Here is a 22,246-nt window from a genome sequence, read left to right as displayed (position 1 = left end):
CGCCCCGACGACGCAGATGCGTGTCGGGGCTATTTCGTCAGAAGATGCCGAGCTCGAGGTAGCGCACCTTGAGAGCCTGCTCGATGTCTTTTGCAAGCTCGCGGTACACGGTCTCATCACCACCGATCGGATCCTCGATTGGAATCTTGGCAGACAGGAGCTTGAGCTTGGCGACGGCTTGGGGAAATTGGGTCGTGATCTGGTCGCGGCGGGCGGTCGTCATCGTATAGATCACGTCCGCCCATTTGATGTGCTCAGGCGTGAGCTTGCTCGCTCGGTGCGAGCTCGCATCGTAGTCATAGTCCTTGGCGAGAACCTGTAGGGTGTGGGACGACGCCGTCATCCCAGGCCAAGCCTCGACACCCGCAGAGCGGATCAATGGTTTCTGCTTGACCGGATGGCTGCGAACCAGCACCTCCGCGATGTAGTGCGCGAGCACGCTACGGCAAGTGTTGCCGCGGCAAACAAACAAAAGATTCACATTCACCTCCGGATCGCTTGTATAGCAAAAACCCTCGACATGGTCAAGGGTTTTTGCGCATTGTTACGCGTACCGTTCCTCCACTTTTTGCCAATTTACATTCTTCCAAAACGCCTCCACATATTTTGCACGCTCCGTCGGCTTATAGTCGACCGTGTACGCATGCTCCCAAACATCGAGCGCAAACACGATCTTCTGTCCGCCGAGCTGACCAAGTTCATGATCGCTTACCCAGACATTCAAGAGGTTGCCATTTGTTTCGTCGACGACGGTAAGCACCCAGCCGATACCGCGCATGACAGCCATCGCGGATACCTCGCTCTTCCAAGCGTCGAATGAACCGTATTGAGCCTCAAGCGTCATCTTTAGCTTATCAGCAGAGCCTTCCGACTTCTCAAATTGCGCAAAGTAATACTCGTGCAAGCGCATGCCGTTGAATTCAAAACCAAATCGGCGCGTGAGTTCTGAAAGTTCGATAGCCATCGCCTCCGAGTTCTGCTTGTGAGCCGCGACTTTCTCCATGAGCGCGTTCGTGTTCTTCACATAGCCGGCATAGAGTTTCAAATGCTCGGCGATTTGCGTCTCCGAGAGTCCTTCAAGAGCTCCGAGCGCAAAGGTTTTTGCGGTATAGGATTGTTTCATACGACGACAGCATGCCCTGTGCTTGTCCAAGGGTCAAATGGGATTGACACGTCCAAATCAGGGTGATGCAATAGTTGTCCTCCGATTCGTCGGAGTGCACCTTTGGAGGAGTGATGGAAGATTTCCGTCTCATCCGTGTCGACATCGGTGATGAATGGGAGCGCCGCAAGCTCGTGGCGCTGTTCCGTGAATCGCTCCGCAAGAACGGTCTCGTCAGTGACGACTATCTCTATCACGCCTTTGACGCCAACGCATCGGTGAACGGTGCAACCGCCATCGACCTGATCGGACTTATCGGCTGCGAGACGCGTGCTCCCGAGCACTACACCTGCGGAGTCGCGGATGGCTTGAAAGCGCGTTCCAAGCTGTACAACCCGCTTGAAACGGCGGTGATGCTCGGCAAGCCCGGCCTCCTCATCTACAAACGGCGCAGCCTCGTCCTGATCGACGGGAGCGCATCCACCTACCGATTCAAAGGGAGGGATTACATGCGCGGCCTCGTCGCCGTCTTGCTCGCCAAGCGCCCGCGACATTCGCGCGTTCCTGAAATTCATCCCGATCTCTGATCTGAAAAGCCCCGCCATCACTCGGCCGGGCTTTTTAAAATGTTTGTTGCCATCTCCAGCGCTTCCTCCCGTGTCTTGATTTCTCCCGCATCGCGTGCCGTCTCGACCTTTTTAATAATTTCACCCATCCCCGGACCCGGTTTCACGCCAAGCGGAATCAAATCGCTGCCGGAAATGAGCGGCTTCGTCGGCGCTTCATCGAGTTTGAACGTGCGGATCGTTTGGCGCATGCGCTCGCCGGCAAGATAGGGCTCCGTGTCGACTCCGGGAATGGTTCTGCCGCGATAATCGCTTTCGGCAATCGCCAATAAAATGCGCCAAGAGATCGGATGAATCCGTTTCAAAAGCTTGCGCACGGAATTTACGTATTGCTCCTCATTCATCTGTCCTTTGTCGACGGTCATCGATAACATTCCCGGTTTCAAATGCTCTTTAGCCGATGCAAGCGCCGCTTCCAATGCCGCCTGACCAAATGTCCACTTGGCCAAAAGCAATTTTGTCGGCTCAACCCCCGCTTCTTCATGTCCGAGCGAGCGGATTCTCTGTACGCCATCTTTCTCTCCAATCGCCGTGGTCGATGGCTTTCCCAAATCATGGCAAAGCGCACCTAGTACGATCTGAAGCCTCTCCTCATCCGTGAATTGTTCAAACGGATTTGAAGACGCGTGACGCGCGATGCGTGACGCTTGATCCACCACCATCATCGTATGAATCCAAACATCTCCCTCAGGATGCCAGTCCGGTTCTTGCGGCGTATCCTCCAAAACCAGTAATTCCGGATAATACATCTCGATAATCCCGAGGGCGCGCATCGCCTCAAATCCTATCGAGGGTCGCTCGGCTTGTAGCAAGAGTTTTTTGATCTCGCCCGTCACGCGTTCCGCCGGCAAATGATCAAGCTCGCCGTCCTCGACCATGCCTTTCATGAGTTCAAACGTTTCTTCTTCAACCGTTAGCCCAAAACGCGCCACAAACTGCACCGCGCGATACACGCGCAACGGATCTTCCCCAAACGTCTTCACCTCCACCGCCTTCAAGACCTTGTTTTTAAGATCATCCGCGCCTCCGTACGGATCAACAAGCGCTCCGCTCGCCAAATCGCGATACATGGCGTTGATCGTGAAGTCTCGACGTCGCGCCGCCTCTTCAATGGTCATTGTCGGATCACCTTCAACCACAAAATCCTTATGGCCTTTTCCTGATTTTGACTCGCGACGCGGAATCGCCACATCAACGTCGACACCTCCACCGAGCATAACCTTGAAAACGCCAAACGACCGTCCAACCGTTACGACATTTCCATCAAAAAGCTCATGCAGCCTCTTCTCCAGCTCTTCCGACGCCATCCCAAACACCTCAATATCCGCATCCTTCGATGTAATCCCGAGTAATTCATCCCGCACAAAACCACCGACAAGATAAGCGCTCGGTATCGAGCGCTTAATAAGATCGATGGCTTGTGCGAGCTCCATGTCGATTATTTCTTCTGCATCGTCTCACGCGCCAGATCGACCATGTACTTTGCCGCGCTTACTCCCGGACGCTTGGCGGAATAGACGATCTCGATCGGTTGTCCGACTTCGTATTGGTCATAGGCATCGTATGTGACAATTGAAGTGTGTTCATGCGAGCTGCCTTGGCGATCCGTATAGCGATAGGCGAGTTTTTGCCGGCGTGAAGAGGCGCGAGATGCTGAAACCGAACGCTTACTGATAATTGTACCCTGTGTTTCAACGCCTTGTTCAACAAGCTCTTTCATCTCAAAGCCTCTTTGAACAGCCATAAAAATCATGGCTCCAAAAATGAGGGCAACGAGGGCAAACGGGAAGAGGATCGTGAGGAGTTCCATATGCAGCTAAGTGTAATGGAATCCGACCAACGGTCAATCCAAGCCAAGGGTCTCGGCAATGAGTGTCTTAAGCTCGGCAAGACCTACTCCGCTATGCGCTGAGACAAACGCGGGCTGGAATGCCTTGTATTCATCTTTCACAATCTTTGCCGGCTTACGCTTGACCAAATCCATCTTGTTAAATACATAGATTTTGGGAATCGCATCCGCACCAATCTGCTTTAGTACCTGCTCGACTTCTTTAATTTTCTCATGCACGTGTTTGTCACTCACGTCGATCACATGCAAAAGCAAATCGGCATCAATCGTTTCATCCAAGGTCGATCGAAACGCGTCAATCAGCTGCGGCGGCAAGTCTTGAATGAATCCGATTGTGTCTGAAATAAGGATTTCTTTCCCGCGACCATCCTTCGTCGGAATCCAGATCTTTCCGACATGCGTATCAAGTGTCGCAAACAAGGCATTGGCCACATACGCGCCTTTTTTTGTCAGCGCATTCAACAGTGATGACTTTCCGGCATTCGTATATCCGACAACGGACACCGTTTTCAAGCCCACGCGGTCGCGTCGTGCACGATGACCTTTGCGCGCCACGTTTACGCGCTCCAAGTCGCGCTTAATTTTTTGCTCTTGCTCAAACAAGTGGCGCTTCATTAACTCGGTATTGGTTTCACCCTGTCCGCCGCGCGTACTGGTTCCGCCTTTCTGCTGCATGAGCTCCATACCCATACCGTAAATACGCGGTCCCATGTGATGGATGGCTGCCAGTTTGATCTGTAGTTTTGCTTCCGCCGTTTTTGCGTGGCGATCAAAAATTTTCAAAATCAAATCGACTCGATCCCAAGCCTGCATGTTCAATTTTGCTTTCCGCAACGCCTCATTCACATTAAACATCTGCCCCGGCTTGAGGAGATTATTAATGATCAACGCTTCCGCCTTCTCTTTATTCGCAAGCTCGATGATTTCCTCCATCTTTCCTCCGCCAAGATAGGTACGATAATCCGGTGTTCCTTTTTTCTGCATCAATTTAATGATGATCATTCCGCCATACGTTTTTGTGAGCAATTCCAACTCTTCAATACGGCGCTTAGCCGTCTTCTCATCCATCGATGGGGGAATGACATCAATCAGGATGGCTCTCGGTTTATTTGGAATAATAGGCATATATTGTCATTCCAGCGAACGCTGGAATCCAGTGTAAAAATAAAGACCCAAGCGGGTCTATTTCAATTCCGGCGCTGAGTGAATCAGTGTTGGTATTAGCGCCGGATCTCTTTCTTCATAAGAATAATCTATGTAATTTGGACGATTTAGGCAAATGCTTTAAGGTTCCCGCATGAAATCCGCATTGAAAATCGCATACGGCATCGTCCCGTCACCATTTGGCTCTTGTTTGATCGCGACGCTCGATAAAAAGCTCTGCAAACTCTCTTTTGTCGATAACCAGAGCAAGGTAATGAACGAGCTACGACGCGCTTGGCCTCAAGCCGAGCTCATCCGCGACGATAAAGCGGTAAAGCCATTCGTGGCCAAGATTTTTACAAAATCAAAAGCTAAAAAGAATGTCCCATTTGTAATCCAGGGCACGGATTTTCAGATCAAAGTCTGGAAAGCGATGATGTCGATCCCATTCGGCAAAACAAAATCGTATAAAGATGTCGCAAAAGCGGTCGGTGCGCCTTACGCGTTCCGCGCCGTCGGCTCTGCCTGCGGTAAAAATCCCATCGGTGTGCTCATCCCATGCCACCGCGTCCTCGCCAGCGACGGCAGCCTCGGCGGGTTTGGCTGGGGATTGAAGCGAAAACAAGAGATGCTGGATTGGGAACAAGATTCTTAATGATGAGGGCTTGACAAAACAATAAAATTATTCCAACGGAGTAGAAGGTAGCAAGTATTGCTACCTTCAAGGAGAAATCGATGCGCACCATCGGCTGTTTGATTGCGTTCCTGTTTCTGAATGCATGCGTATTGGAGAATGGAGCGTCCGCACAGCCCGCAGACGGGGGATTCATGCCCGACGCCTCTCATACTCTTCATACGCCATTCGAAATCCATGATCCTTCCCACGGCTGGCCCCGCACCCACCCCGTCGGCACCCTCCTCGCCGACCACCGCGGCGATCTCTGGATGGTCGCGGTCGGCGGCCGCCGTGTCTTTGTTCCGGGTGACGATCTCCTCGGAGAGGCCGGTCTCGATGACGGCGACGCCATCCCCATGACTGCCGAGGAAGAGCGCTGTCTCCCTGGCGATGAAGACGAGCTCTGGATCCCCGATATCCTCGACTGGGCTCCTTACTACGGCGCCGGTGAAGACGAGAATCTCTACGTCCTGAACTGGTCTTTGATGGAGCGACGGCTTACGTCCCCGGAAGCCATGCGCTCTTGGGGCCGTGATCCCGACTGGATCGACTGGTACGACTTTGTTACCACGGAGTGGTCATCATTCCGAGACATCGATCCCGACTTCAACCTGCGCGACGGTACACTCGTGCAAACCGAGTCCGCACTCTACATCGTCTCTCGCGGCCGCTCCTACATCTTCACGCCGCCGGAACTCGCCGCCGAGGCCGGCTATCACCCGGAAGACGCTCTCATGATCCGTGAAGCCCGTCTCCGCGCCCTCGCACCCGTTGCCTTTGCAATGACGCATGACTCATTTGCGCATTGCCCCGCAGACCTGATCTCCCCATGAACTTCTGGCAAGACAATCCGCCAGAGCCATGGGCGATCTACGTCTCGATTAGCATCGTCTCGATGGCGTTAGGAGCTGCAGTTGTGATGTGCTTGATTTAACAGCTGTACCGCCCCCTCATTCCCCCTCCTGTGCTCAGGAGGGGGATGTTCTAAAAACAAAACAATATGCAAAAACTCTATAACGATCCTTCTCACAAAGAACTAAGACGGCAACTTCGCAGAGAGTCGACGATATTCGAAAGAGCGTTGTGGGAATATCTCAGAGACAGGCGTTTAGGAGGAATGAAATTCCGGAGACAATACGGAGTCGATCGTTATGTTTTGGACTTCTACTGCCCAAAGACCCGTCTCGCTATCGAGATCGATGGACCAATCCATGAAGAAAGGGATACAGAGTGCTACGACAAGGAGCGCGACGCATTTCTCCAAGCGCACAACATCCATGTTCTTCGTTTCACAAACGAAGAACTAAAAACAAACCTTAAGCACGTAATACAATGTATCGAAGGATACGATTCCCCCTCCTGAGCACAGGAGGGGGCTAGGGGGCGGTACAGTTGGGGCGTGTGCTTACGCATGCGGCTTCTCCGGATCTTCGGCGATCGCGTCAGATGTCTCTTCTCCAGCCGTTGACTCGTAGACCTCCCACATATCGGTAAGTGTCGTTTTGAGTCCGATCAAATCGCTATCCGGATCAAGCTCCGCATCGGACAAGTGGCTATCCAAAACTTCGTTCACGAGCTGCGACCAGACATCTTTTGTGTTCACTCCCTGCGCCCGCGCCAATTCCGCAATTTCATTGAACAGTTCGCCCCGATTCAAGGTGTCGAGATGGATCATATGACCGGATCATAGCCTATCTGCTATGCTGGCGTCATCATCCGCAAGACGGATCGTTATGTCAGATAGCGCATCGCACAATGAAAGTGTTCAATCGGAAGAGGCGCTTTTGATGCGCGCAAAATCTGACCCGCAGGCCGTCGCCATTATTTATGACCGCTACGCAGATCGCGTCTACGGTTTCCTGTTAAAGCGCTGCGGTCACAAAGAAACAGCAGAAGACCTCGTCTCCAAGGTCTTCATGAAATTCATCGAGAATCTTCCTGGTATCGAATGGCAAGGCGTCTCGCTTTCCGCTTATCTCTTCCGCGCCGCCACCAACGCACTCACGGATCACTGGCGCAGCGCCAAAGTCCGTCTCGATGTAGAAGTCGAGGAAGACTGGGACCCGCCCTCTCCGATCGATCAACCTGCTTGGCATGCCGAGCTTTCCCTTGAGCGCGACAAAATAGTGGAAATAATAAAATCGATGTCGCCGCGCGATCAGGAAATCCTCGACCTCAAGTTCTTTGCCGGCATGGAACCGGAAGAAATTGCCAAGACGATGGACATCACGCCCAATCACGCATCCGTTCTCGTCTATCGCGCCTTGGGTCGATTGCGCACCAAATATCTAGCCACTTATGTCCGAACCCCTTAACCGTCGTCATGACCTAGAGTCCCGTCCGTTCCAAGAAACGTCACGGGCGGTTTCGGATTTGGCCAAAAAACCATCAGAAACGCTCGATCCCGTTAAAAAAGCCTCGATTCGCGATCAAATTCTTGTCTCAGCCACCAAAAAACTCGCTATGCCCGCCCCATCCAAAAAAGAAGCGCCAGCCAAAGCAGCTAAAACGCGCTTCCGCCTGCCCGTTTGGCCAACATTCGCCGTTGCCGGCCTTGCTGCCGTCCTTATTTTGGCGATCATGGTCACCAATCGCCCAGGCGGCCTCTCTGGCGTCCGCCCAGTCTCGATTGTCCGCGCCTTATCGATCCCGGCCGCCCACGCTGCTGATGCCTTCACGGTCTTGGCCGACAAATCTGACGCCGCAGGCATGGATGCTAACTCGGCGCTCACCGTCACCTCCAAAGTCGATGTCACAACCGACGAGCTTCGCCAAGCTCTGCGCATTGTCCCTCCGGTAGATGTCGCTATCGAGTCGACGGGCAACAACACCTTCAAGGTTACTCCGGAAGAATCCTTCGCTCCGGGTGAGATTTATCGCGTCACCATCGCCACCGCTATCTCCGAGAACGGCGAGTCCCAAGCGCGCGAGTTTTCCTGGGCTCTCCAGACCAAAAACGACTTCCGTCTTCTCTCTTCGATCCCGCGCGACGGAGCTAGCCGCGTCCCGACGAATACCGGTATCGAATTCAAGCTCTCCCGCGACGGTTGGGTCGACCCGGCCGCCCATTTTTCCATCTCTCCTTCTGTCGAGGGCGAGTTCCGCACCCAAGGCCGTACGCTCACCTTTGTTCCCAAGCGTCCCTTGGCCGATGGAACGCGCTACGAAGTCGTCCTGAAAAAAGGTTTCAATATCGCCGGCAGCGAACTGGCATTGAATGATGATATCCGTCTCCGTTTTGAAACCGATGCTCCATCACTCGCCAATGCGTCGGATGTTGTATTTGTTCCAGTAAGCGAGCGCTATCAGTTTGAACCAGGAAAAGACATTTCCATCAGCCTCCCATACGGCGTATCGACCGCCCTTCAGGGCATGCGCGTCACCGGATATCGCTTGTCGCGCGAGGAAGCTAAGGCTCTTCTTGAAAAGCGCTTAACGATCCCATCATGGACTGTCGCCGAGAAGCAGCGCTACGCCGATTTTGAGCAGGCCGCCAAAACAGAAGCTTTCAAAGCCGATGCCAAATTGATCGACGAAGACTATCAAAAATCCATCGCTCTCCCTCCGATCCAGGAACCTGGTTACTACGCCGTCCGGCTTGATCCGGTTGCCTCGCGTAGCGTCCGCGCCTCATGGACCTTTATCCAGGTCAACAACGCCGCTGCTTATCTCAAGGCCGACAAAGATACGCTTTTGGTCTGGGCGGTAAATCCGGCAACCAATCGTCCGCTCTCCAATTTGCCGCTCCGCTTGAACGGCAAGACCACCAACACCGATGGTAACGGTTTGGGTCGTCTTGAGACCCCATCGGCACTCACGAGCACGACGACCAAGCCTGGCGATGTCTATCCATTTACGATTTTGGAAGTCGGCGACGGGGCTATCTCCGCGCTCATGGTGCTTCGCAAGTCATATGACATCTACGCCTTTGATTTTGGTAACCCGGATCAATTTATTTCTGACACCGTCAGCTACTTGTACGCCGATCGACCTCTCTATCGCGTAAGCGATGAGCTCCGCTTCTTCGGACTCGCCCAAGATCGTGAAAGCCGCCGCGCCCCTTCCGATCGTTTGAGCATCCGCCTGCGCAAATCAAATTACTGGATCGATTTTGGCACCGGAAACGAGAAAGTCTATCAAGAGCAGGACATTAACGTCGATGCTGCCGGTCGCTTTGAAGGCCGTCTCGCTTGGGACGAGCTCTCGCAGGGCTACTACACGATTGAATTGCGCCGCAACAACCGCACGATTTCCTCGCGCAGCATTGAAGTGCGTGAGTTCATCAAGCCGGCTTACAGTATTGAAGTCGTACCAGACCGTTTGTCGATCTACTCTGGCGAAACTCTGACTGGAACAGTCCGCGTCCGTTTTTTTGACGGCACTCCTGTACCACGTCAGAAGCTTGAGTTGTCAGCCCGTATCCCGAGCGGGGACACGGTTCTCGATCTAGAAACCGATGCCAACGGCACCGCCCGTTTTGAAGTGAAGCCGACGAACGTGCCATGCGGCACCGTCATTCCAGATACGACACAGATGCGCGACCCTTACTACCTCTCTTGTTATCCGGAGGACCGCCTCTCGATCGAAGTTCGTCCGACCACGGGTGAAGAAGGGGATATTCGCGGCAGCGCGAGTGTGAACGTGCGCCGCAGTGAAATCGGCATGAACATGAACCTCTCGGTAAAGGATAGACAGGCGAATGCAGTCATCGAGCTTTGGCATAATGCATTTGAAGCTAACGACGCCGGTCGCTCTAATGTCTGGGCCAATCATCCGGCTGACATCACGGTTATTCCTTGGCGCTGGGAGCGTATCTCTACCGGCTTCTACTACGATACAATCGAGAAGAAGAACATTGAGCAATTCCGCTACGAGGCGCGTTATGAGGCAGCGACCCGCGCTACGGTAACGACGGACGCCCGCGGCCAAGCCTCCTATAGTTTCACGATGGATCCGGCTAAGGACTATATCTTGCTCGCAGAAGCTCGCGATGACGCGGGCCGCCTCCTGCGTGAGATTCGTTATGTCTGGCCAGGTGGTTACGGTACCTATGCGCGCTACACCCCGGATGAAAACAAAGAGCCATCTCTCGCCCTGCTTCCAGAATCCAAGGGCGATGCAACCGTCATAGGCTACCCGCTCGATCAAGATTTGTCCGCCGAGTTCCGCATTGGAAACGATCCTCTGGATGTCTCCAAAACTCCGGGTGTCTTGTACCTGCTCGCCAGCCGCGGCCTGAAAGACGTGAAAGTTCTAAGTTCCAACCGCTACCCATTCCGTATGGAGATGGGCATGATCCCAAACGTTGAGGTCTACGGCGTAACTTGGCAGAACGGAAGATTTGTCGAGGTACGCAACACCGCGTTCTTCCGCGCCGCGGATCGCGAGCTGGAAGTCACGGCCAAAACCGATAAAGAACGCTACATGCCGGGTGAAAATGTGAATGTCACGGTCACGGCAAATCTCAAATCAACAGGTCAGCCAGTTCGTGATTTGAAATTCGTCTACTCGGCAGTCGACAAAGCTCTTCTCGCTCTCTCATACGATGATCCAGCGCGTCCGCTTGATGCTCTCTATGGCTTTGTCCAAGACGGCTTCATCTTCTCGGCCCGTTCTCACGAGGAAATCTATGACGGTTTTGGAGGTGCAGAAAAAGGTGGCGGCGGTAACGGAGCGCTTCAATCATCGGCACGCAAAAACTTTAAAGACACAGCCGCCTTTGGAGTCGTCGAATCCGATAGCAATGGAACAGGTCGCTTCTCCTTCCAAGCTCCTGACAATATTACGGGCTGGCGTTTGGAGCTCGTCGGTTTGTCCGGCGCGCTTGAAGCCGGTTCCGGCCGCCTCGACGTGAACGTCTCCAAACCGGTATTCGTGGAAGCGGTTCTTCCTCCGCGCCTCCTCATCTCGGATAAGCCTGTTCTCAAACTCCGTGCGTATGGCGCTGGTCTTCCAGAAGGCGCAGCCGTGACCTTTATCGTTGATGCACCTTCCCTTGGTCTGCGCTCGGCACGCGTAACTGGCAAGGCTCTTGAACCGTCCTATGTCGCGATCGATACGCTCGTTCCTGGTCGTCACAAGGTCGTGATCGGCGTCGAGTCAGCCCAAGGAAATGATGCCGTTGAACGTGAGCTCACCATTGATTCGTCGCGCTTCCTGAAAGACGAGTTTGTCTCCGCCGACGCAGCTCCAGGATCAGCGATCTTTGAACTTGGACAAGCGGAGGCAGAAATCATTCTTACAGCCAAAAATCGTGCCATGCTTCTCCCGTATTTGTACGATCTGATCTGGTCCGGCTCCAGCCGTTCCGATGCCAAGCTCGCTCAGCGCTATGCCTTGCGTACCTTGCGCGAAACCTATGGAGAAAAATTGGACATGATGCCAACAGATCAAGAGTTGTCCGCCGACGCCGCCAAATATCAGAGTGAAGACGGACAAATGTATCTCTTGCCATACGGCAGCACGGACATCGAGCTGACAGCAGAGGTTGCCGCTTCACTTCCAGAGCTTATCGACGCCAAAATCATGGCCGCCTCGCTCTGGAATCGTCTCGATGACAAATCCTCAAGCCGTGAAATTCAACTACAGTCACTTTCTGGTCTCGCAGCTCTCGGTGAACCTGTCTTGCCAAGCTTGCAAACCGCCGCTGACATTAAAGATCTCTCCTGGCGTGAACAATTGGCGATTGCCCGCGGCCTGAACGCTGCTGGCGACCGTGAACGCGCTCGCGGTTTGCTTGAAAGCTTGCTAGCCCGCTCTGTCGATCGTGATAATCTCACATGGCTCGAAGTCTCCAACGCGGAGCTAGACAACATCGAGGCTTCCGCTGACGCCGCCGCTCTCGCGGCAGCACTCGCGCATCCAAAATCCGCTGCTCTCCGCCGCTACGTCGATTCCATCTGGAGCAGCGATGCTTTCCCGGTGCTCGCCAAAGCTCGCTATATCAAGTCCGTCCTTCCTACCGTCCTTGATCGAGAGATTAAACTCACCTACACCCTAGGTTCTGACGACAGAACGCTCCTCTTCAAGGACGAGCCGGTACAGCGTCTGACGCTTACGGCAGCGGAAGCCCGCAATTTCCGTGTGACCTCGGTCGATGGACCAGTCACAGTCAGCTTCTTGCGCCGCACGCCAGGCAAGCCGGAATCAAGCCAGAAGTCGCCATCGGCCGCACCTATCGCCCGAGTGACAACCGTAACCTTTCCGACTTGCGTGAAGGCGATACCGTCACCATCACGCTCCGCCCGGAATTCACAGCCAAAGCCATCGATGGCTGCTACCAAGTCACGGATAATCTCCCGGGTGGCTGGCAGGCCGTACTCGGAAATCCGTATGAATACACCACCGACTGGTATCCGTATGAATCTTTGAACGGCGCGGTCTCCTTCATGCACTGTGGTAAGCGGGCTGATGAAATCCGCTATACGGCACGCGTCGTCACGCGCGGAACATTCACTGCAGAAGCGCCTCTTATCCAGCACAGCCAATATCCATCCATCGCCTCGGTCGGCCAAGATGAAATTGTTATCGTGAAATGAAGCGCCTCATCATTCCATTGATTGCCTTAAGCCTCGCTCTCGCGGGGCTTTTGGCATACCGAGGGCAGTTTTCAGGTGTCAGTTTTCAGGTGTCAGTGGCAGAAAAAACGGAGCCGGTCTCTGGCTTCACTGAAAACCGAAACCTGAAACCTGACACCTACCCAATCGACGCAGATAAATTTCTCGTGCCGGAACTGTATGAATCGGCTTGGTCAACCCGGTTTGAAACACGTGCTTGCGAGTCCTATCGTGGAGCCATCGTAAACCATCACGCATTAGCTTCCGATCTCATTGTAAAAGTCATGCGCGAGTTGGCTCGCTGTCGACCCCAAACAGGAACCGTCATCATCTTGTCACCTGATCATTTCAACGCAGGTAGCGCGCCCGTTACAACGCATCGCAAATCCTATGCAACAGCTGGCGCCATCGTCACTGTCGATGAAAAATCCGTAGACCGACTCCTCGAAGCAGTCCCAACGGCAGGGGAGAGTACGGTACTTTTTGATCGCGAGCATGGAGTCGGCGTACTGATACCGTTTTTGCACCGCGTTCTACCTGATGCTTCGATCGTTCCTGTCGTCATAAAGTCCTCGATCACCAATGCTCAACGAGCAGAGCTCGCCAAGTGGCTCGAAGGTGAATCCAAGCGCGGAAATTTCATCCTCGTATCTTCGGACATGTCGCATTATCTGGACGATTCCGTCGCAATCAAAAACGACGAGGCTACCAAACAGGCCCTCGTCGATTCTGATATCAATTTTTTCTCCTCGGCCAAAGACGCTTTCACCGATAACGGACCCGCCATAGCCGCCACCATCGGGGCTTTACGCCCCAAGCGCTGGCTCCTGATCGACCAAGCGATCTCCAACGACTACGCAGGCTCGAGTGGCTTCACAACGACCTATCTCGTTGGCTTTTGGTATTAGGCCGCCAACAAACGCTTCACGACTTCCAGCGGCTCTTCCTTCATCAAATCAAGGTGCAATTGTTTTCCAACCTGTTCTTGAACCTCTGTATTTGAGTGATCAAGCACGGCATTGGCCAAGTCGGCGCTCATAACGAGATGGAGGGAATCGGCCACGCCTTCACCCATAATTTGCTCCAAGCGATCAACGAGCAAATGGATATACTCGTGCAGGCGGTTGTCATCGGAGAGCTCTTGTCCAATCACAAGTCCCTCATTATCGGAATGCGTATCTTTGGGGAGTGCGACCACATCGACCTCTTCCAAGGTCTCTCCATGAGCGAGCCAAAACTGAGCATGCACATGATCGGCAACCAGGATAAGTGAAGGATTTTCAAAGTGCTGGAGTTCTTGAGGAAGTTGCATAGCTAGGGGAGTTGTAAATGTTTCAGATAGTGGACAAACGGTTGTTCAAAATGGTGCTTGCTGCGCAGACAGCGGTCAATCGTGTCGAGTAAAGGGGTCTTGATCTTGAGTCTTCGCGCAAGTTTAACCGCTAAACCTGTCGCTGCAATCCCTTCTACGGTCCCAAGTCCTAAATCGCTCGGTACCTTGCTCTTGGCCCCGACCAAGCGCTCGCCGTAGGTACGATTCCTTCCATGCGGACTCATGCCGGTGACGATCAAGTCTCCCAAACCCGCCAATCCGGCCGCTGTATCAATATGCCCGCCGGCATTAAGAATAACATGTTCCATTTCTTCGACTGCGATCGCGAGCATCATGGCTTTTGCATTGGTCGGATACTGTAGACCGTCACAAAAGCCGAGTGCAATCGCATAGGGATTCTTGAGCGCAGAAGCCATACCAACGCCGATCAAGTCCGTCGAGGTTGCGCATTTGACCGTCTGCGTCTCTAAAAGTTTTTTGACGCGCTGAAGTACTGATTTCTCGCGTCCGGCGATGACAAATCCGGTGGGGGAGCCTGCGGCCATTTCTTTGGCAATAGCAGGTCCGCCCAATGTACAGACGCGGTTCCGTAATTCCGATGAAAGGATATTTGCCTCGCTCATCACGAGCGGTTTCAATGTCACTTCATCGAGTCCCTTGGTGATGCTGGCGATCGATTTAATCTTGCGTCCGAGAAACGGTTTGGCAAGTGTCATAACCTCGGCTACGGCAAATGATGGAACGGCAATAAAGATATCCTCGGCACCTTTTAGCACTTCGGCGATATCGGGGGATGCGGTGACATGTTTTGGAAATCGATGACCGGCCAAATATTTGGCATTACATCGATTTGCCCGCATGTCCGCTTCCACATCCGCCTCGATGCAATACAACCTGACGGGTCGTTTATGACGAGCTAGGTTCAGTGCCAGCGCCGAGGCCATATTCCCAGCACCCAAAATCGCAATCGGAGCTTTTGACATGCACAAGAGTATAAACGAAGGCCGCCCCCAGCGCGAGTGCGTTGGGGGCGGCTGCAGGAGAGGTTGATTCAGGAATGGGGGGGGTCAGCTCTTGTCAGTCAAGAACTGCTTGCCGTGGCCAACATCGATGCTGATCGGTACGCCGCTCGCGCAAAGCGGACAATCGGCAGCCTCCCAAGTGTCCTCCACGGACATCTCGATGAGGGAGCGCAGCTTGGAGACGCCTAGCGTCTCTGCGGTCACGCGTCCGCGATTGCAGATCGCCCCGACGCCCACAGGAATCCCTCCCGCGCGTCGTACCGCCTCGATCGTACGCTTGATCGAGCCGCCCGTCGTCAGGATGTCATCCACGACGAGGACCTGCATGTTGTGGAGATACTCGGGATACGGATCTCGGAACGTGAAGTTCTCGCCATCCTTCTCCGCAAACGCCCACGGCACGACGGTATTGCGCCAGATTGAGAGCGACTTGGCGGTACAAAGCGCAAGCGCAATCACTCCGAGCGCCGGACCGACGACGATGTCGACCGGATCGCTTATGAATGGCGTCGCGAGTTCGATGCACAGCGTGCTGAGCAAGATCGAGTCCGGGTACATCCGGATCTTGTTGATGTACACCGAGGAGTGCTTTCCGCTCTTGAGCACAAAGTGCCCCTGCATGATGCACTTCTTCTCTATCAGGATATCGATCGGCAGCTCCGACTTGGGCATGAATCCTCCTAAAGGTGCAGCCAAACCTTAGCCCAGCCTAACGCTTGTCGCAAATGTCTTTCTAGGCTAATCTCACGTCGCTACCTAAAAAATGTCCTGATAGTTCAACGGATAGAATACGTGGCTTCGAACCACGGGATGGGGGTTCGATTCCCTCTCGGGACACCATGGAAAAACAACTCGCAACCTCGAGTTGTTTTTCGTTATGTTCCGACTATTGACTATTTTCTTATTCAAGCTATATTCCATTCAGGCTTGCTGGATGAGGGCTCTCGTCACCTGGAGGCCGAGCTGGGCTCGGTAGGCAACAGCAAGTGGGTAGATCGGTCCTTCCTGACGCTGCCATCCCAAGACCCCGTGTCTAAAAAATAGGCATTTGGGGTCTTTCTATTTGTCTAGACAGTATTAAATAATAATGACAAAGTTTCATAGGAGGATGACAATGCGCTACGTAGAGAACCCTTCACTCAAGTTCGATGCCACGGATTTTGGTGCGCGAGTCGTGAACGGGACGCTCGAGGTACCGAGCGCTCTTTTCCAAGTTCTTCAAGAGGGTCATTGTCGCGGTGACCTGGAAAAAGGGCTTTCTCTCATGGAGAGCTCCCCCGCAACGGTCGGGTCTTGGCTCTCGCTTAGCCCGTTTGGCATGACGCAAGCGATGACGGGCTTGCTGAAGCATCTCGACGGTCATCTCGACAACGAGTTTCTGGATCTGCTGCGATCCCGTCTCGACGGCTCAAGTGAGCCTCTCAAAGTTGCCTTCGGCGCACGTCGGCCATAGACCGATAGGCAAAAGCACGAGCCACCCAAACTGGGTGGCTCGATTCGTTATTTATCCTTCTTCGCCGGCGTCGTTCTCCATCCCTTAGCATCCAACCCTGCATCCGCCGCCGATACCTGCGCTTCCTGCTTGCTCGTGCCTTTTCCTACGGCCACCAATTCCTTCCCAAGATATACGCCGATCGTAAATTCTTTTGCATGATCCGGACCGCTCTCCTCAAGGACTTTGTATGTCGGTGTCGTTCCAAGAAGTTCCTGTGCCGTCTCTTGAAACTTACTCTTCGCATCAACGTACAGCTCATCTTCCAAAATCTTTTTCAAATGGGAAAGAATATGCGACGTAATGAATTTCTCAGCAGCCTGCGTTCCGCCATCAAGATAAATCGCACCGATAATCGCTTCAATCGCATTCGCCAAAATATACAAACGGGCTTTTGAATTCTTGTCTTTAGCCTCGCCCTTGCTCATCAAAATGAATTCTTCAAATTGAAGGTTGCGGGCAATACCAGCCAGCGTAATCGCATTCACGAGAGCTGCACGCCAGTTGGTAAGATCGCCTTCATCATTGGCGTAATTCTTAAAAAGATATTCGGTAACGATCAATTCAAGAACAGCATCTCCCAAAAATTCGAGACGCTCATTGTGCGGGTAAGGATGGTCGGCGTTCTCGTTCAAGAACGATCGATGCGTGAGTGCCTGCAGGAGGATCGAGCGGTCACGGAAGGCGTGCCCCAGTCGTTCTTCCAGCGGGCCGAGGTCCGGAAGTGTTGGCATAATTACATGTTGTTAATCTGTGAGCCTTCATGTTTAGCCTGGATCTTGTCAGGCGTATCTTTTTTCTCTTTTGGTTTATCCGAGTCCTTGGTAATGCCTTGTGCGACTTGATCGCGATACACGGCTCCGAGAACACCGTTCACAAACTTTCCGCTCGATTCTCCGCCAAATGTCTTAGCAAGCTCGATCGCCTCGTTAATCGCCACCTTGCTCGGGATATCGTGATTGAACAAGAGCTCAAATGCACCGATACGCAGGACATTGCGGTCAACCGTCGTAATCTTGGCTAAAGGCCAATCCGGGGCAAACTTGGTAATCGTGGCATCGATATCAGCCTGATGCTTGATAACGCCATCGACAATCTTGGTCGCAAACTCCGTCTCATCAAATTCTTTAACAAACTCCTCAATATTTCGCTCGATCAGCTTATGCGCATCTCGTTCTCCGCCATAAAAATCCCACTCATACAAGGATTGCATGGCGAGAGCTCGGGCAAGATGACGATTGGACATAGGAGCAAAGGTGCGAACGATCGGTTTGAGGAAGTCTTACGCTTTCTTGGCACGTGTCTTAGCCTTCGGAGGAGCGGCTTTCTTGGTTTCGTGATCGTGCTCCTTCTCGTCGTGCTTGTGATCGTGCTGAGGCTTGGTCTTGGCCAAGGCCTTGGCAAGCTTGCGCTCGCGGCCTTTTACGTGAATGGCAATACCATTGTACTCCGTGGCGCCAGGGGCGGCACGGTGCATGCGATGCGTACGACCGGCCTTGTCAGTCGTAATTGAAGGCTTAGTTAACGCAAAATGTGAGGCGCGGCGGCGCTTGTGTGAGCTAGTTCGGCGATGGCCAGGAAGTCCCATATCAGATAAATCAGTAAATAGTTGCCTCAAGTCTAACAAAAAGCCGATTATTTTGCAAGGTTTGGAGAAATATGTGTATACTCTGCCACATCATATGGAACAAACACTTGTATTGATCAAACCGGATGGCGTTCAGCGCGGCTTAATTGGCACTATTCTTAGCCGTTTTGAGCAGGTTGGACTTAAGATCGTGGCCATGAAAATGGTTCACGCTGAGCAGGAAGACGTCGATAAGCACTATGCTCTGACGGAAGAATGGATGATGGCCGTCTTTACCAAGGCTAAAACCAAGTACGAGGCAGAAGGAAAAGTCTTCCCGTACGCCGATCACAAAGCCTATGGCGGCGAGATCAAGGCTGGCCTAGTCGACTTCCTCCGCTCCTCGCCGATTGTCGCCATGGTGCTTGAAGGCGAGATGGCTGTTTCCTTGGTCCGCAAACTCGTTGGTGCAACGGAGCCTGCCTCCTCTCCGGCCGGAACAATCCGCGGAGATCTCTCGCACGACACCTATGCGCTCTCCAACGCGCAGAACCGTCCGCTCCGCAACTTGATCCACGCCTCTGGCAATGTTCAGGAAGCCAACAACGAAATTCCGATCTGGTTCTCGGAAGTCGAGTTGCACAAGTACGAGCATGTGAACGATCGCGTGCAGTACGATGCCAAGTGGTTCTTGCCAGCAGAGTAAATAAATATTCAGTCCAAACAAACACCGATAGCGCAAGCTGTCGGTGTTTTTGCTACAATGAAATCATGTTCGCTCGTTTGAAGCGTTTTGGAAAAATAATCGGCCCCGGAGTCACAACCGGCGCCGCAGATGACGACCCGTCAGGGGTCGCGACCTATGCGCAAGCAGGCGCGCGTTTTGGTTATGCGCCTCTTTGGACGCTGTTATTCAGTTTCCCATTGATGTTTGCCGTACAGGAGATGTGTGCACGCATCGTACTCGTTACGGGAAAGGGGCTAGGAAGCAATATTCGCGAGTATTCCAAATCATTGGTCGTGCCGGTAGTCCTATTGTTGTTCATTGCAAATGTCGTAAATATCGCCGCAGATTTGTTGATGATGGCGGAAGCAGCTCGCCTCATTATTCCGGTTCCGACAACATCACTGCTGGTTGTTTTTACGCTGATCGGTCTGTGTCTCGAGATTTTTCTTTCCTACAAAACATACGCAAAGTATTTGAAGTGGCTGACACTCGCTTTGCTCGCTTACATCGCTGTCGCCTTTGTCTGGCCGATCGATTGGAACATGGCCGCAACCGCAACCGTTGTTCCCACCTTCGTACCGAGCCGCGATTTTATTTATTTACTACTCGCGATTCTTGGTACAACCATCTCGCCTTATCTTTTTTTCTGGCAAGGCGGACAAGAGTGGGAAGAGGAGCGTCAAAAACGTCACCAGCATAAAAAAAATGGAACCGATCGTAAGCTTGTGGGCGAGCTCCGTATCATGCGTATCGACACGGCGCTCGGAATGCTGCTGTCTAATATCGTCGCCTGGTTCATCTTGCTGACGGCAGCCGGCATGCTCCACGCCGGAGGAGTCGGTGAAATCCATTCCGCCGCTGATATTGCACGCCTCTTGGTTCCTGTCGCTGGTCACGCAGCAGGGCTCGTATTTGCCCTCGGTATTATTGGCGTTGGATTACTCGCTGTTCCGGTTCTTGCTGGTTCCACCGCTTATGCTGTTTCTGAAGGCTTTGGTTGGAAACTTGGCTTGGATAAGCCCTGGTTCCGTGCCCGTGGCTTCTACGCGGTAATCGCGTGCTCAACCTTGCTCGGTCTCCTTTTTGCCCTGATGGGTTTTGCGCCAATTGATCTACTGGTTGCTTCTGCTGCCTTAAATGGAGCTATCGCAGCTCCATTGCTCATGGCAATTCTCCTGATCGCAAATGATAAAAAACGCATGGGAGTCTGGAAAAACGGACTTTGGTCTAATATGTGGAATGGTTTGACGGTGATCGGACTCGGGCTGGCGACTGTCGCCCTTATCGTCCAAAGCATTCGGGTCTAGCCAAAATCGGGCTTTTGTGGAAATGTCGAAGCTCGTTCTTTCCATGAAAGGGATAGGAAGATGTCTCGAGAGAGACTTGCGCGTAAGTTTCCGAGCCTGATCCACCTGCGTGGCAGCGAGCTCGGTGCCATGGCTTCCGACCGCCACTCCGTCATGTATGGAGAGATCATCCGCTGGCGCATGCTGTTCGCCAAGCTCGACTCCGTCTCTGCCAAGGCCGATCGCCTCGGCTGGTCGGACAAGATCAAGATGGAGACCCTGCTCCAAACCTTCCACGATCACTTTGTCGGCAGCCTTCGTCGTGCAAGCGGTCGCAAGACCGTTCCGATGTACCGTGGGCTACCGGCAGACTTTGACCGCAACTATGCGATCTGGCGCGACTCCTGCCGTGACGTCGAGGAAATGTACGACTACCTGCTGTCGTATCTTCCGCGTCTGCTGGAGGTGAATGGCCAGAATCGCGATCTGCATCACATGCTGCGTCGTCCGGAAGAAGTCCGCTCGACGCACAATCCGATCAAGCTTCTCGATATCGCGCGAGCGCCTTTGCCGCCGGGGCGTGAATGGTCGGACTGGGCATGGGTCAAGCGCTCCGCGCAGACCAAACTCGTCCTCGCGCAATCGTTCTTTGAGTATCGTCGCGCCGGTTACGCGCAGGCGACGCTCGAGGATGAGACCGTGCAGATCAAGCGCATCTTGGAGCAGACCCTGTTCCAGCGCGGTTCCAAGGAAAAGGTGAAGATCGTCGCAACGCTCGATCCGGAGCATGCGTTTGCCTGCAAGGAATACCGCTACGCCGCACCGCGCGAGTCGTCGCTTCCGTCCGATACGCAGTTCACCGTCGAGACCAATCGATACAAGCTGCGCGGGGAAGACATTCCGACCCTGTTCTTCATCCGCCCCAAGCGCTTTCCGGTGCTGAAAGGCCTGATCAAGGACATCCGCTTCCCGCAGCTCGCCAACATCGGCGACGGCGTCGCCATGACCTTTGTCATCGACTCGGAAGCCGATGTCGATGCGGTGGTCTCGGCCGTGCGTCAGGTCCTCGTGCCGTGCCCCGGATCGGTCTGCGATCAAGACTCCAATCTCGGCCACCGAGAAGGCCGCAAGCTCGATGAGCGCAACGGTTCATCAAGCAAGCGCTTCAAGGCGATGAAGTACAACGCGCTCGTCGCCGACCGCGTCGTCGAAGTGCAGTTCATGTCGATTCGCGACTTCATCGACAGCAGATGCCGTCACGATGACGCGCATCACGGCTGCTACAAGCTCCTGCAGTACATCCGGGACATCTTCTTCATCTTGTTTCCGGAGGCGTTGACCGACGTCCCGTGGCCCGCCGACTTTGTCACCGTCGACGACGTGACGTTGCCGCGCACCAACGCCGACATCTGGCACCAATTCGTCGCCCACGTGCGCGCCCACGACAACAAAGGCAAGTTCTGAACTCGAGCCCCCCGAAGTACTTCGGGGGGCTTCTGCTTTACATCCGATGCGAAGCATGGAATATTTGAAACAGGCTGGTGTGAGGATTCGGGCTAATGTTCGACTCGTGGGATCCGGTCTGCGTATTTGCTGAGGCAAAAGGGCGACGATCCCGGGCGGCTTACCACCTCTGTAGCGGCAGCGTCGGTTCATTCTGGCGTAGCGGGCTACAGGTACGGCCTTGGCCCCATTTGACTGAGCCGAATACCTCATGCCGGTCTTTTTTTGTTTGGAAAAAAGAAGAACGACCCTGTGAGTAGGGTCGTCCCTCATGGTGCCGAGAGCCAGGATCGAACTGGCGACGCAAGGATTTTCAGTCCTTCGCTCTACCACTGAGCTACCTCGGCGCGTGGTATTTTTGCTC

At 53.5% G+C, this 22,246-nt stretch carries 24 protein-coding genes and 2 tRNA genes; 13 read left to right on the top strand and 13 right to left on the bottom strand.

What is annotated here, in order from left to right; all coding sequences use genetic code 11:
- Positions 1-37 precede the first annotated feature (37 nt).
- Positions 38-481 carry a low molecular weight protein arginine phosphatase gene (locus IPH19_02725; GenBank protein ID QQR61344.1) on the bottom strand — a complete coding sequence of 148 codons (444 nt, stop codon included), beginning with the start codon at positions 479-481 and terminating at the stop codon, positions 38-40.
- Between the two features lie 63 nt (positions 482-544).
- Positions 545-1,123 carry a superoxide dismutase gene (locus IPH19_02720; GenBank protein QQR61343.1) on the bottom strand — a complete coding sequence of 193 codons (579 nt, stop codon included), beginning with the start codon at positions 1,121-1,123 and terminating at the stop codon, positions 545-547.
- A 113-nt stretch (positions 1,124-1,236) separates the two neighbouring features.
- Here IPH19_02720 and IPH19_02715 point away from each other — a divergent pair, with 113 nt between their 5' ends.
- Positions 1,237-1,689, top strand: coding sequence for a hypothetical protein (locus IPH19_02715; protein QQR61342.1), 453 nt, complete (start codon positions 1,237-1,239; stop codon positions 1,687-1,689).
- A 17-nt stretch (positions 1,690-1,706) separates the two neighbouring features.
- On the opposite strand, the gene IPH19_02710 is transcribed toward IPH19_02715, so the two are convergent.
- Genes IPH19_02710 through hflX form a run of 3 tightly spaced genes read right to left on the bottom strand, consistent with a single transcriptional unit; the run spans position 1,707 to position 4,702 of the window.
- On the bottom strand, positions 1,707-3,161 hold the full coding sequence (locus tag IPH19_02710) for an HD domain-containing protein (GenBank protein ID QQR61341.1): 1,455 nt from the start codon (positions 3,159-3,161) through the stop codon (positions 1,707-1,709).
- 5 nt (positions 3,162-3,166) lie between these two features.
- Positions 3,167-3,538 carry a DUF3592 domain-containing protein gene (locus IPH19_02705; protein ID QQR61340.1) on the bottom strand — a complete coding sequence of 124 codons (372 nt, stop codon included), beginning with the start codon at positions 3,536-3,538 and terminating at the stop codon, positions 3,167-3,169.
- Between the two features lie 33 nt (positions 3,539-3,571).
- Entirely contained in the window at positions 3,572-4,702 is a 1,131-nt protein-coding gene (gene hflX, locus IPH19_02700; protein QQR61339.1) for a GTPase HflX, read from the bottom strand.
- Positions 4,703-4,874: 172 nt separating this feature from the next.
- Here hflX and IPH19_02695 point away from each other — a divergent pair, with 172 nt between their 5' ends.
- The 3 genes from IPH19_02695 (at position 4,875) to IPH19_02685 (ending at position 6,759) form a co-directional block, all read left to right on the top strand.
- Positions 4,875-5,375 (top strand): methylated-DNA--[protein]-cysteine S-methyltransferase, encoded by a 501-nt coding sequence (locus IPH19_02695; GenBank protein ID QQR61338.1) that lies wholly within the window; start codon positions 4,875-4,877, stop codon positions 5,373-5,375.
- A gap of 80 nt (positions 5,376-5,455) precedes the next feature.
- Positions 5,456-6,229 (top strand): hypothetical protein, encoded by a 774-nt coding sequence (locus IPH19_02690; GenBank protein ID QQR61337.1) that lies wholly within the window; start codon positions 5,456-5,458, stop codon positions 6,227-6,229.
- Between the two features lie 167 nt (positions 6,230-6,396).
- Positions 6,397-6,759: a DUF559 domain-containing protein gene (locus tag IPH19_02685; GenBank protein QQR61336.1), complete on the top strand. Its 363-nt coding sequence runs from the start codon at positions 6,397-6,399 to the stop codon at positions 6,757-6,759.
- 42 nt (positions 6,760-6,801) lie between these two features.
- Here IPH19_02685 and IPH19_02680 read toward each other — a convergent pair whose 3' ends face one another.
- Positions 6,802-7,071 (bottom strand): hypothetical protein, encoded by a 270-nt coding sequence (locus IPH19_02680; protein ID QQR61335.1) that lies wholly within the window; start codon positions 7,069-7,071, stop codon positions 6,802-6,804.
- Between the two features lie 58 nt (positions 7,072-7,129).
- On the opposite strand from IPH19_02680, the gene IPH19_02675 reads away from it, so the two are divergent.
- From IPH19_02675 to amrB, 4 genes are read left to right on the top strand one after another with little or no spacing between them, the layout of a single operon-like run.
- Positions 7,130-7,711 (top strand): sigma-70 family RNA polymerase sigma factor, encoded by a 582-nt coding sequence (locus tag IPH19_02675; GenBank protein ID QQR61334.1) that lies wholly within the window; start codon positions 7,130-7,132, stop codon positions 7,709-7,711.
- On the top strand, positions 7,695-12,767 hold the full coding sequence (locus tag IPH19_02670; protein QQR61333.1) for an Ig-like domain-containing protein: 5,073 nt from the start codon (positions 7,695-7,697) through the stop codon (positions 12,765-12,767). The genes IPH19_02675 and IPH19_02670 overlap by 17 nt, the downstream gene beginning before the upstream one ends.
- A complete protein-coding gene (locus IPH19_02665; protein ID QQR61332.1) occupies positions 12,764-12,934 on the top strand; it encodes a hypothetical protein in 171 nt (56 codons plus the stop codon). Before IPH19_02670 ends, IPH19_02665 begins: the two co-directional genes overlap by 4 nt.
- On the top strand, positions 12,931-13,860 hold the full coding sequence (gene amrB / locus IPH19_02660) for an AmmeMemoRadiSam system protein B (GenBank protein QQR61331.1): 930 nt from the start codon (positions 12,931-12,933) through the stop codon (positions 13,858-13,860). The genes IPH19_02665 and amrB overlap by 4 nt, the downstream gene beginning before the upstream one ends.
- Here the strand turns inward: amrB and IPH19_02655 are convergent.
- The 3 genes from IPH19_02655 to IPH19_02645 form a co-directional block, all read right to left on the bottom strand.
- Positions 13,857-14,264, bottom strand: a complete 408-nt coding sequence (locus tag IPH19_02655; GenBank protein ID QQR61330.1) for a hypothetical protein — start codon at positions 14,262-14,264, stop codon at positions 13,857-13,859. The genes amrB and IPH19_02655 overlap by 4 nt on opposite strands.
- Before the next feature lie 2 nt (positions 14,265-14,266).
- Positions 14,267-15,268 carry an NAD(P)H-dependent glycerol-3-phosphate dehydrogenase gene (locus tag IPH19_02650; GenBank protein ID QQR61329.1) on the bottom strand — a complete coding sequence of 334 codons (1,002 nt, stop codon included), beginning with the start codon at positions 15,266-15,268 and terminating at the stop codon, positions 14,267-14,269.
- A gap of 84 nt (positions 15,269-15,352) precedes the next feature.
- Entirely contained in the window at positions 15,353-16,003 is a 651-nt protein-coding gene (locus IPH19_02645; GenBank protein ID QQR61328.1) for a phosphoribosyltransferase, read from the bottom strand.
- 69 nt (positions 16,004-16,072) lie between these two features.
- On the opposite strand from IPH19_02645, the gene IPH19_02640 reads away from it, so the two are divergent.
- Both IPH19_02640 and IPH19_02635 read left to right on the top strand, forming a co-directional pair.
- A tRNA-Arg gene (locus IPH19_02640) sits at positions 16,073-16,147 on the top strand.
- Between the two features lie 268 nt (positions 16,148-16,415).
- A complete protein-coding gene (locus IPH19_02635) occupies positions 16,416-16,760 on the top strand; it encodes a hypothetical protein (GenBank protein ID QQR61327.1) in 345 nt (114 codons plus the stop codon).
- 47 nt (positions 16,761-16,807) lie between these two features.
- On the opposite strand, the gene rnc is transcribed toward IPH19_02635, so the two are convergent.
- Genes rnc through IPH19_02620 form a run of 3 tightly spaced genes read right to left on the bottom strand, consistent with a single transcriptional unit; the run spans position 16,808 to position 18,387 of the window.
- Positions 16,808-17,533: a ribonuclease III gene (gene rnc, locus IPH19_02630; GenBank protein QQR61326.1), complete on the bottom strand. Its 726-nt coding sequence runs from the start codon at positions 17,531-17,533 to the stop codon at positions 16,808-16,810.
- A gap of 2 nt (positions 17,534-17,535) precedes the next feature.
- Entirely contained in the window at positions 17,536-18,045 is a 510-nt protein-coding gene (nusB, locus tag IPH19_02625; GenBank protein QQR61325.1) for a transcription antitermination factor NusB, read from the bottom strand.
- A 36-nt stretch (positions 18,046-18,081) separates the two neighbouring features.
- Positions 18,082-18,387 (bottom strand): 50S ribosomal protein L32, encoded by a 306-nt coding sequence (locus tag IPH19_02620; protein QQR61324.1) that lies wholly within the window; start codon positions 18,385-18,387, stop codon positions 18,082-18,084.
- A 94-nt stretch (positions 18,388-18,481) separates the two neighbouring features.
- On the opposite strand from IPH19_02620, the gene IPH19_02615 reads away from it, so the two are divergent.
- From IPH19_02615 to IPH19_02605, 3 genes are all read left to right on the top strand, one after another.
- On the top strand, positions 18,482-19,072 hold the full coding sequence (locus IPH19_02615) for a nucleoside-diphosphate kinase (GenBank protein QQR61323.1): 591 nt from the start codon (positions 18,482-18,484) through the stop codon (positions 19,070-19,072).
- 65 nt (positions 19,073-19,137) lie between these two features.
- On the top strand, positions 19,138-20,400 hold the full coding sequence (locus IPH19_02610) for a divalent metal cation transporter (protein QQR61322.1): 1,263 nt from the start codon (positions 19,138-19,140) through the stop codon (positions 20,398-20,400).
- Positions 20,401-20,553: 153 nt separating this feature from the next.
- Positions 20,554-21,843 carry a hypothetical protein gene (locus IPH19_02605; GenBank protein QQR61321.1) on the top strand — a complete coding sequence of 430 codons (1,290 nt, stop codon included), beginning with the start codon at positions 20,554-20,556 and terminating at the stop codon, positions 21,841-21,843.
- Between the two features lie 311 nt (positions 21,844-22,154).
- On the opposite strand, the gene IPH19_02600 is transcribed toward IPH19_02605, so the two are convergent.
- Positions 22,155-22,229, bottom strand: a tRNA-Phe gene (locus IPH19_02600).
- Between the last annotated feature and the right edge of the window lie 17 nt (positions 22,230-22,246).

The sequence above is a fragment of the Candidatus Uhrbacteria bacterium genome, assembly GCA_016699205.1.
Taxonomy (GTDB): domain Bacteria; phylum Patescibacteriota; class Patescibacteriia; order 2-12-FULL-60-25; family 2-12-FULL-60-25; genus CAIXDN01.
This window is presented reverse-complemented; position numbering and strand designations above follow the sequence as displayed.

What these genes read in the sequence shown, in the direction of transcription:
- IPH19_02720 (QQR61343.1), bottom strand. Translation starts at nt 1,123, where the DNA reads ATGAAACAATCCTATACCGCAAAAACCTTTGCGCTCGGAGCTCTTGAA.
- IPH19_02715 (QQR61342.1), top strand. Translation starts at nt 1,237, where the DNA reads ATGGAAGATTTCCGTCTCATCCGTGTCGACATCGGTGATGAATGGGAG.
- IPH19_02710 (QQR61341.1), bottom strand. Translation starts at nt 3,161, where the DNA reads ATGGAGCTCGCACAAGCCATCGATCTTATTAAGCGCTCGATACCGAGC.
- IPH19_02705 (QQR61340.1), bottom strand. Translation starts at nt 3,538, where the DNA reads ATGGAACTCCTCACGATCCTCTTCCCGTTTGCCCTCGTTGCCCTCATT.
- hflX (QQR61339.1), bottom strand. Translation starts at nt 4,702, where the DNA reads ATGCCTATTATTCCAAATAAACCGAGAGCCATCCTGATTGATGTCATT.
- IPH19_02695 (QQR61338.1), top strand. Translation starts at nt 4,875, where the DNA reads ATGAAATCCGCATTGAAAATCGCATACGGCATCGTCCCGTCACCATTT.
- IPH19_02690 (QQR61337.1), top strand. Translation starts at nt 5,456, where the DNA reads ATGCGCACCATCGGCTGTTTGATTGCGTTCCTGTTTCTGAATGCATGC.
- IPH19_02685 (QQR61336.1), top strand. Translation starts at nt 6,397, where the DNA reads ATGCAAAAACTCTATAACGATCCTTCTCACAAAGAACTAAGACGGCAA.
- IPH19_02680 (QQR61335.1), bottom strand. Translation starts at nt 7,071, where the DNA reads ATGATCCATCTCGACACCTTGAATCGGGGCGAACTGTTCAATGAAATT.
- IPH19_02675 (QQR61334.1), top strand. Translation starts at nt 7,130, where the DNA reads ATGTCAGATAGCGCATCGCACAATGAAAGTGTTCAATCGGAAGAGGCG.
- IPH19_02670 (QQR61333.1), top strand. Translation starts at nt 7,695, where the DNA reads ATGTCCGAACCCCTTAACCGTCGTCATGACCTAGAGTCCCGTCCGTTC.
- amrB (QQR61331.1), top strand. Translation starts at nt 12,931, where the DNA reads ATGAAGCGCCTCATCATTCCATTGATTGCCTTAAGCCTCGCTCTCGCG.
- IPH19_02655 (QQR61330.1), bottom strand. Translation starts at nt 14,264, where the DNA reads ATGCAACTTCCTCAAGAACTCCAGCACTTTGAAAATCCTTCACTTATC.
- IPH19_02650 (QQR61329.1), bottom strand. Translation starts at nt 15,268, where the DNA reads ATGTCAAAAGCTCCGATTGCGATTTTGGGTGCTGGGAATATGGCCTCG.
- IPH19_02635 (QQR61327.1), top strand. Translation starts at nt 16,416, where the DNA reads ATGACAATGCGCTACGTAGAGAACCCTTCACTCAAGTTCGATGCCACG.
- rnc (QQR61326.1), bottom strand. Translation starts at nt 17,533, where the DNA reads ATGCCAACACTTCCGGACCTCGGCCCGCTGGAAGAACGACTGGGGCAC.
- nusB (QQR61325.1), bottom strand. Translation starts at nt 18,045, where the DNA reads ATGTCCAATCGTCATCTTGCCCGAGCTCTCGCCATGCAATCCTTGTAT.
- IPH19_02620 (QQR61324.1), bottom strand. Translation starts at nt 18,387, where the DNA reads ATGGGACTTCCTGGCCATCGCCGAACTAGCTCACACAAGCGCCGCCGC.
- IPH19_02615 (QQR61323.1), top strand. Translation starts at nt 18,482, where the DNA reads ATGGAACAAACACTTGTATTGATCAAACCGGATGGCGTTCAGCGCGGC.
- IPH19_02610 (QQR61322.1), top strand. Translation starts at nt 19,138, where the DNA reads ATGTTCGCTCGTTTGAAGCGTTTTGGAAAAATAATCGGCCCCGGAGTC.
- IPH19_02605 (QQR61321.1), top strand. Translation starts at nt 20,554, where the DNA reads ATGTATGGAGAGATCATCCGCTGGCGCATGCTGTTCGCCAAGCTCGAC.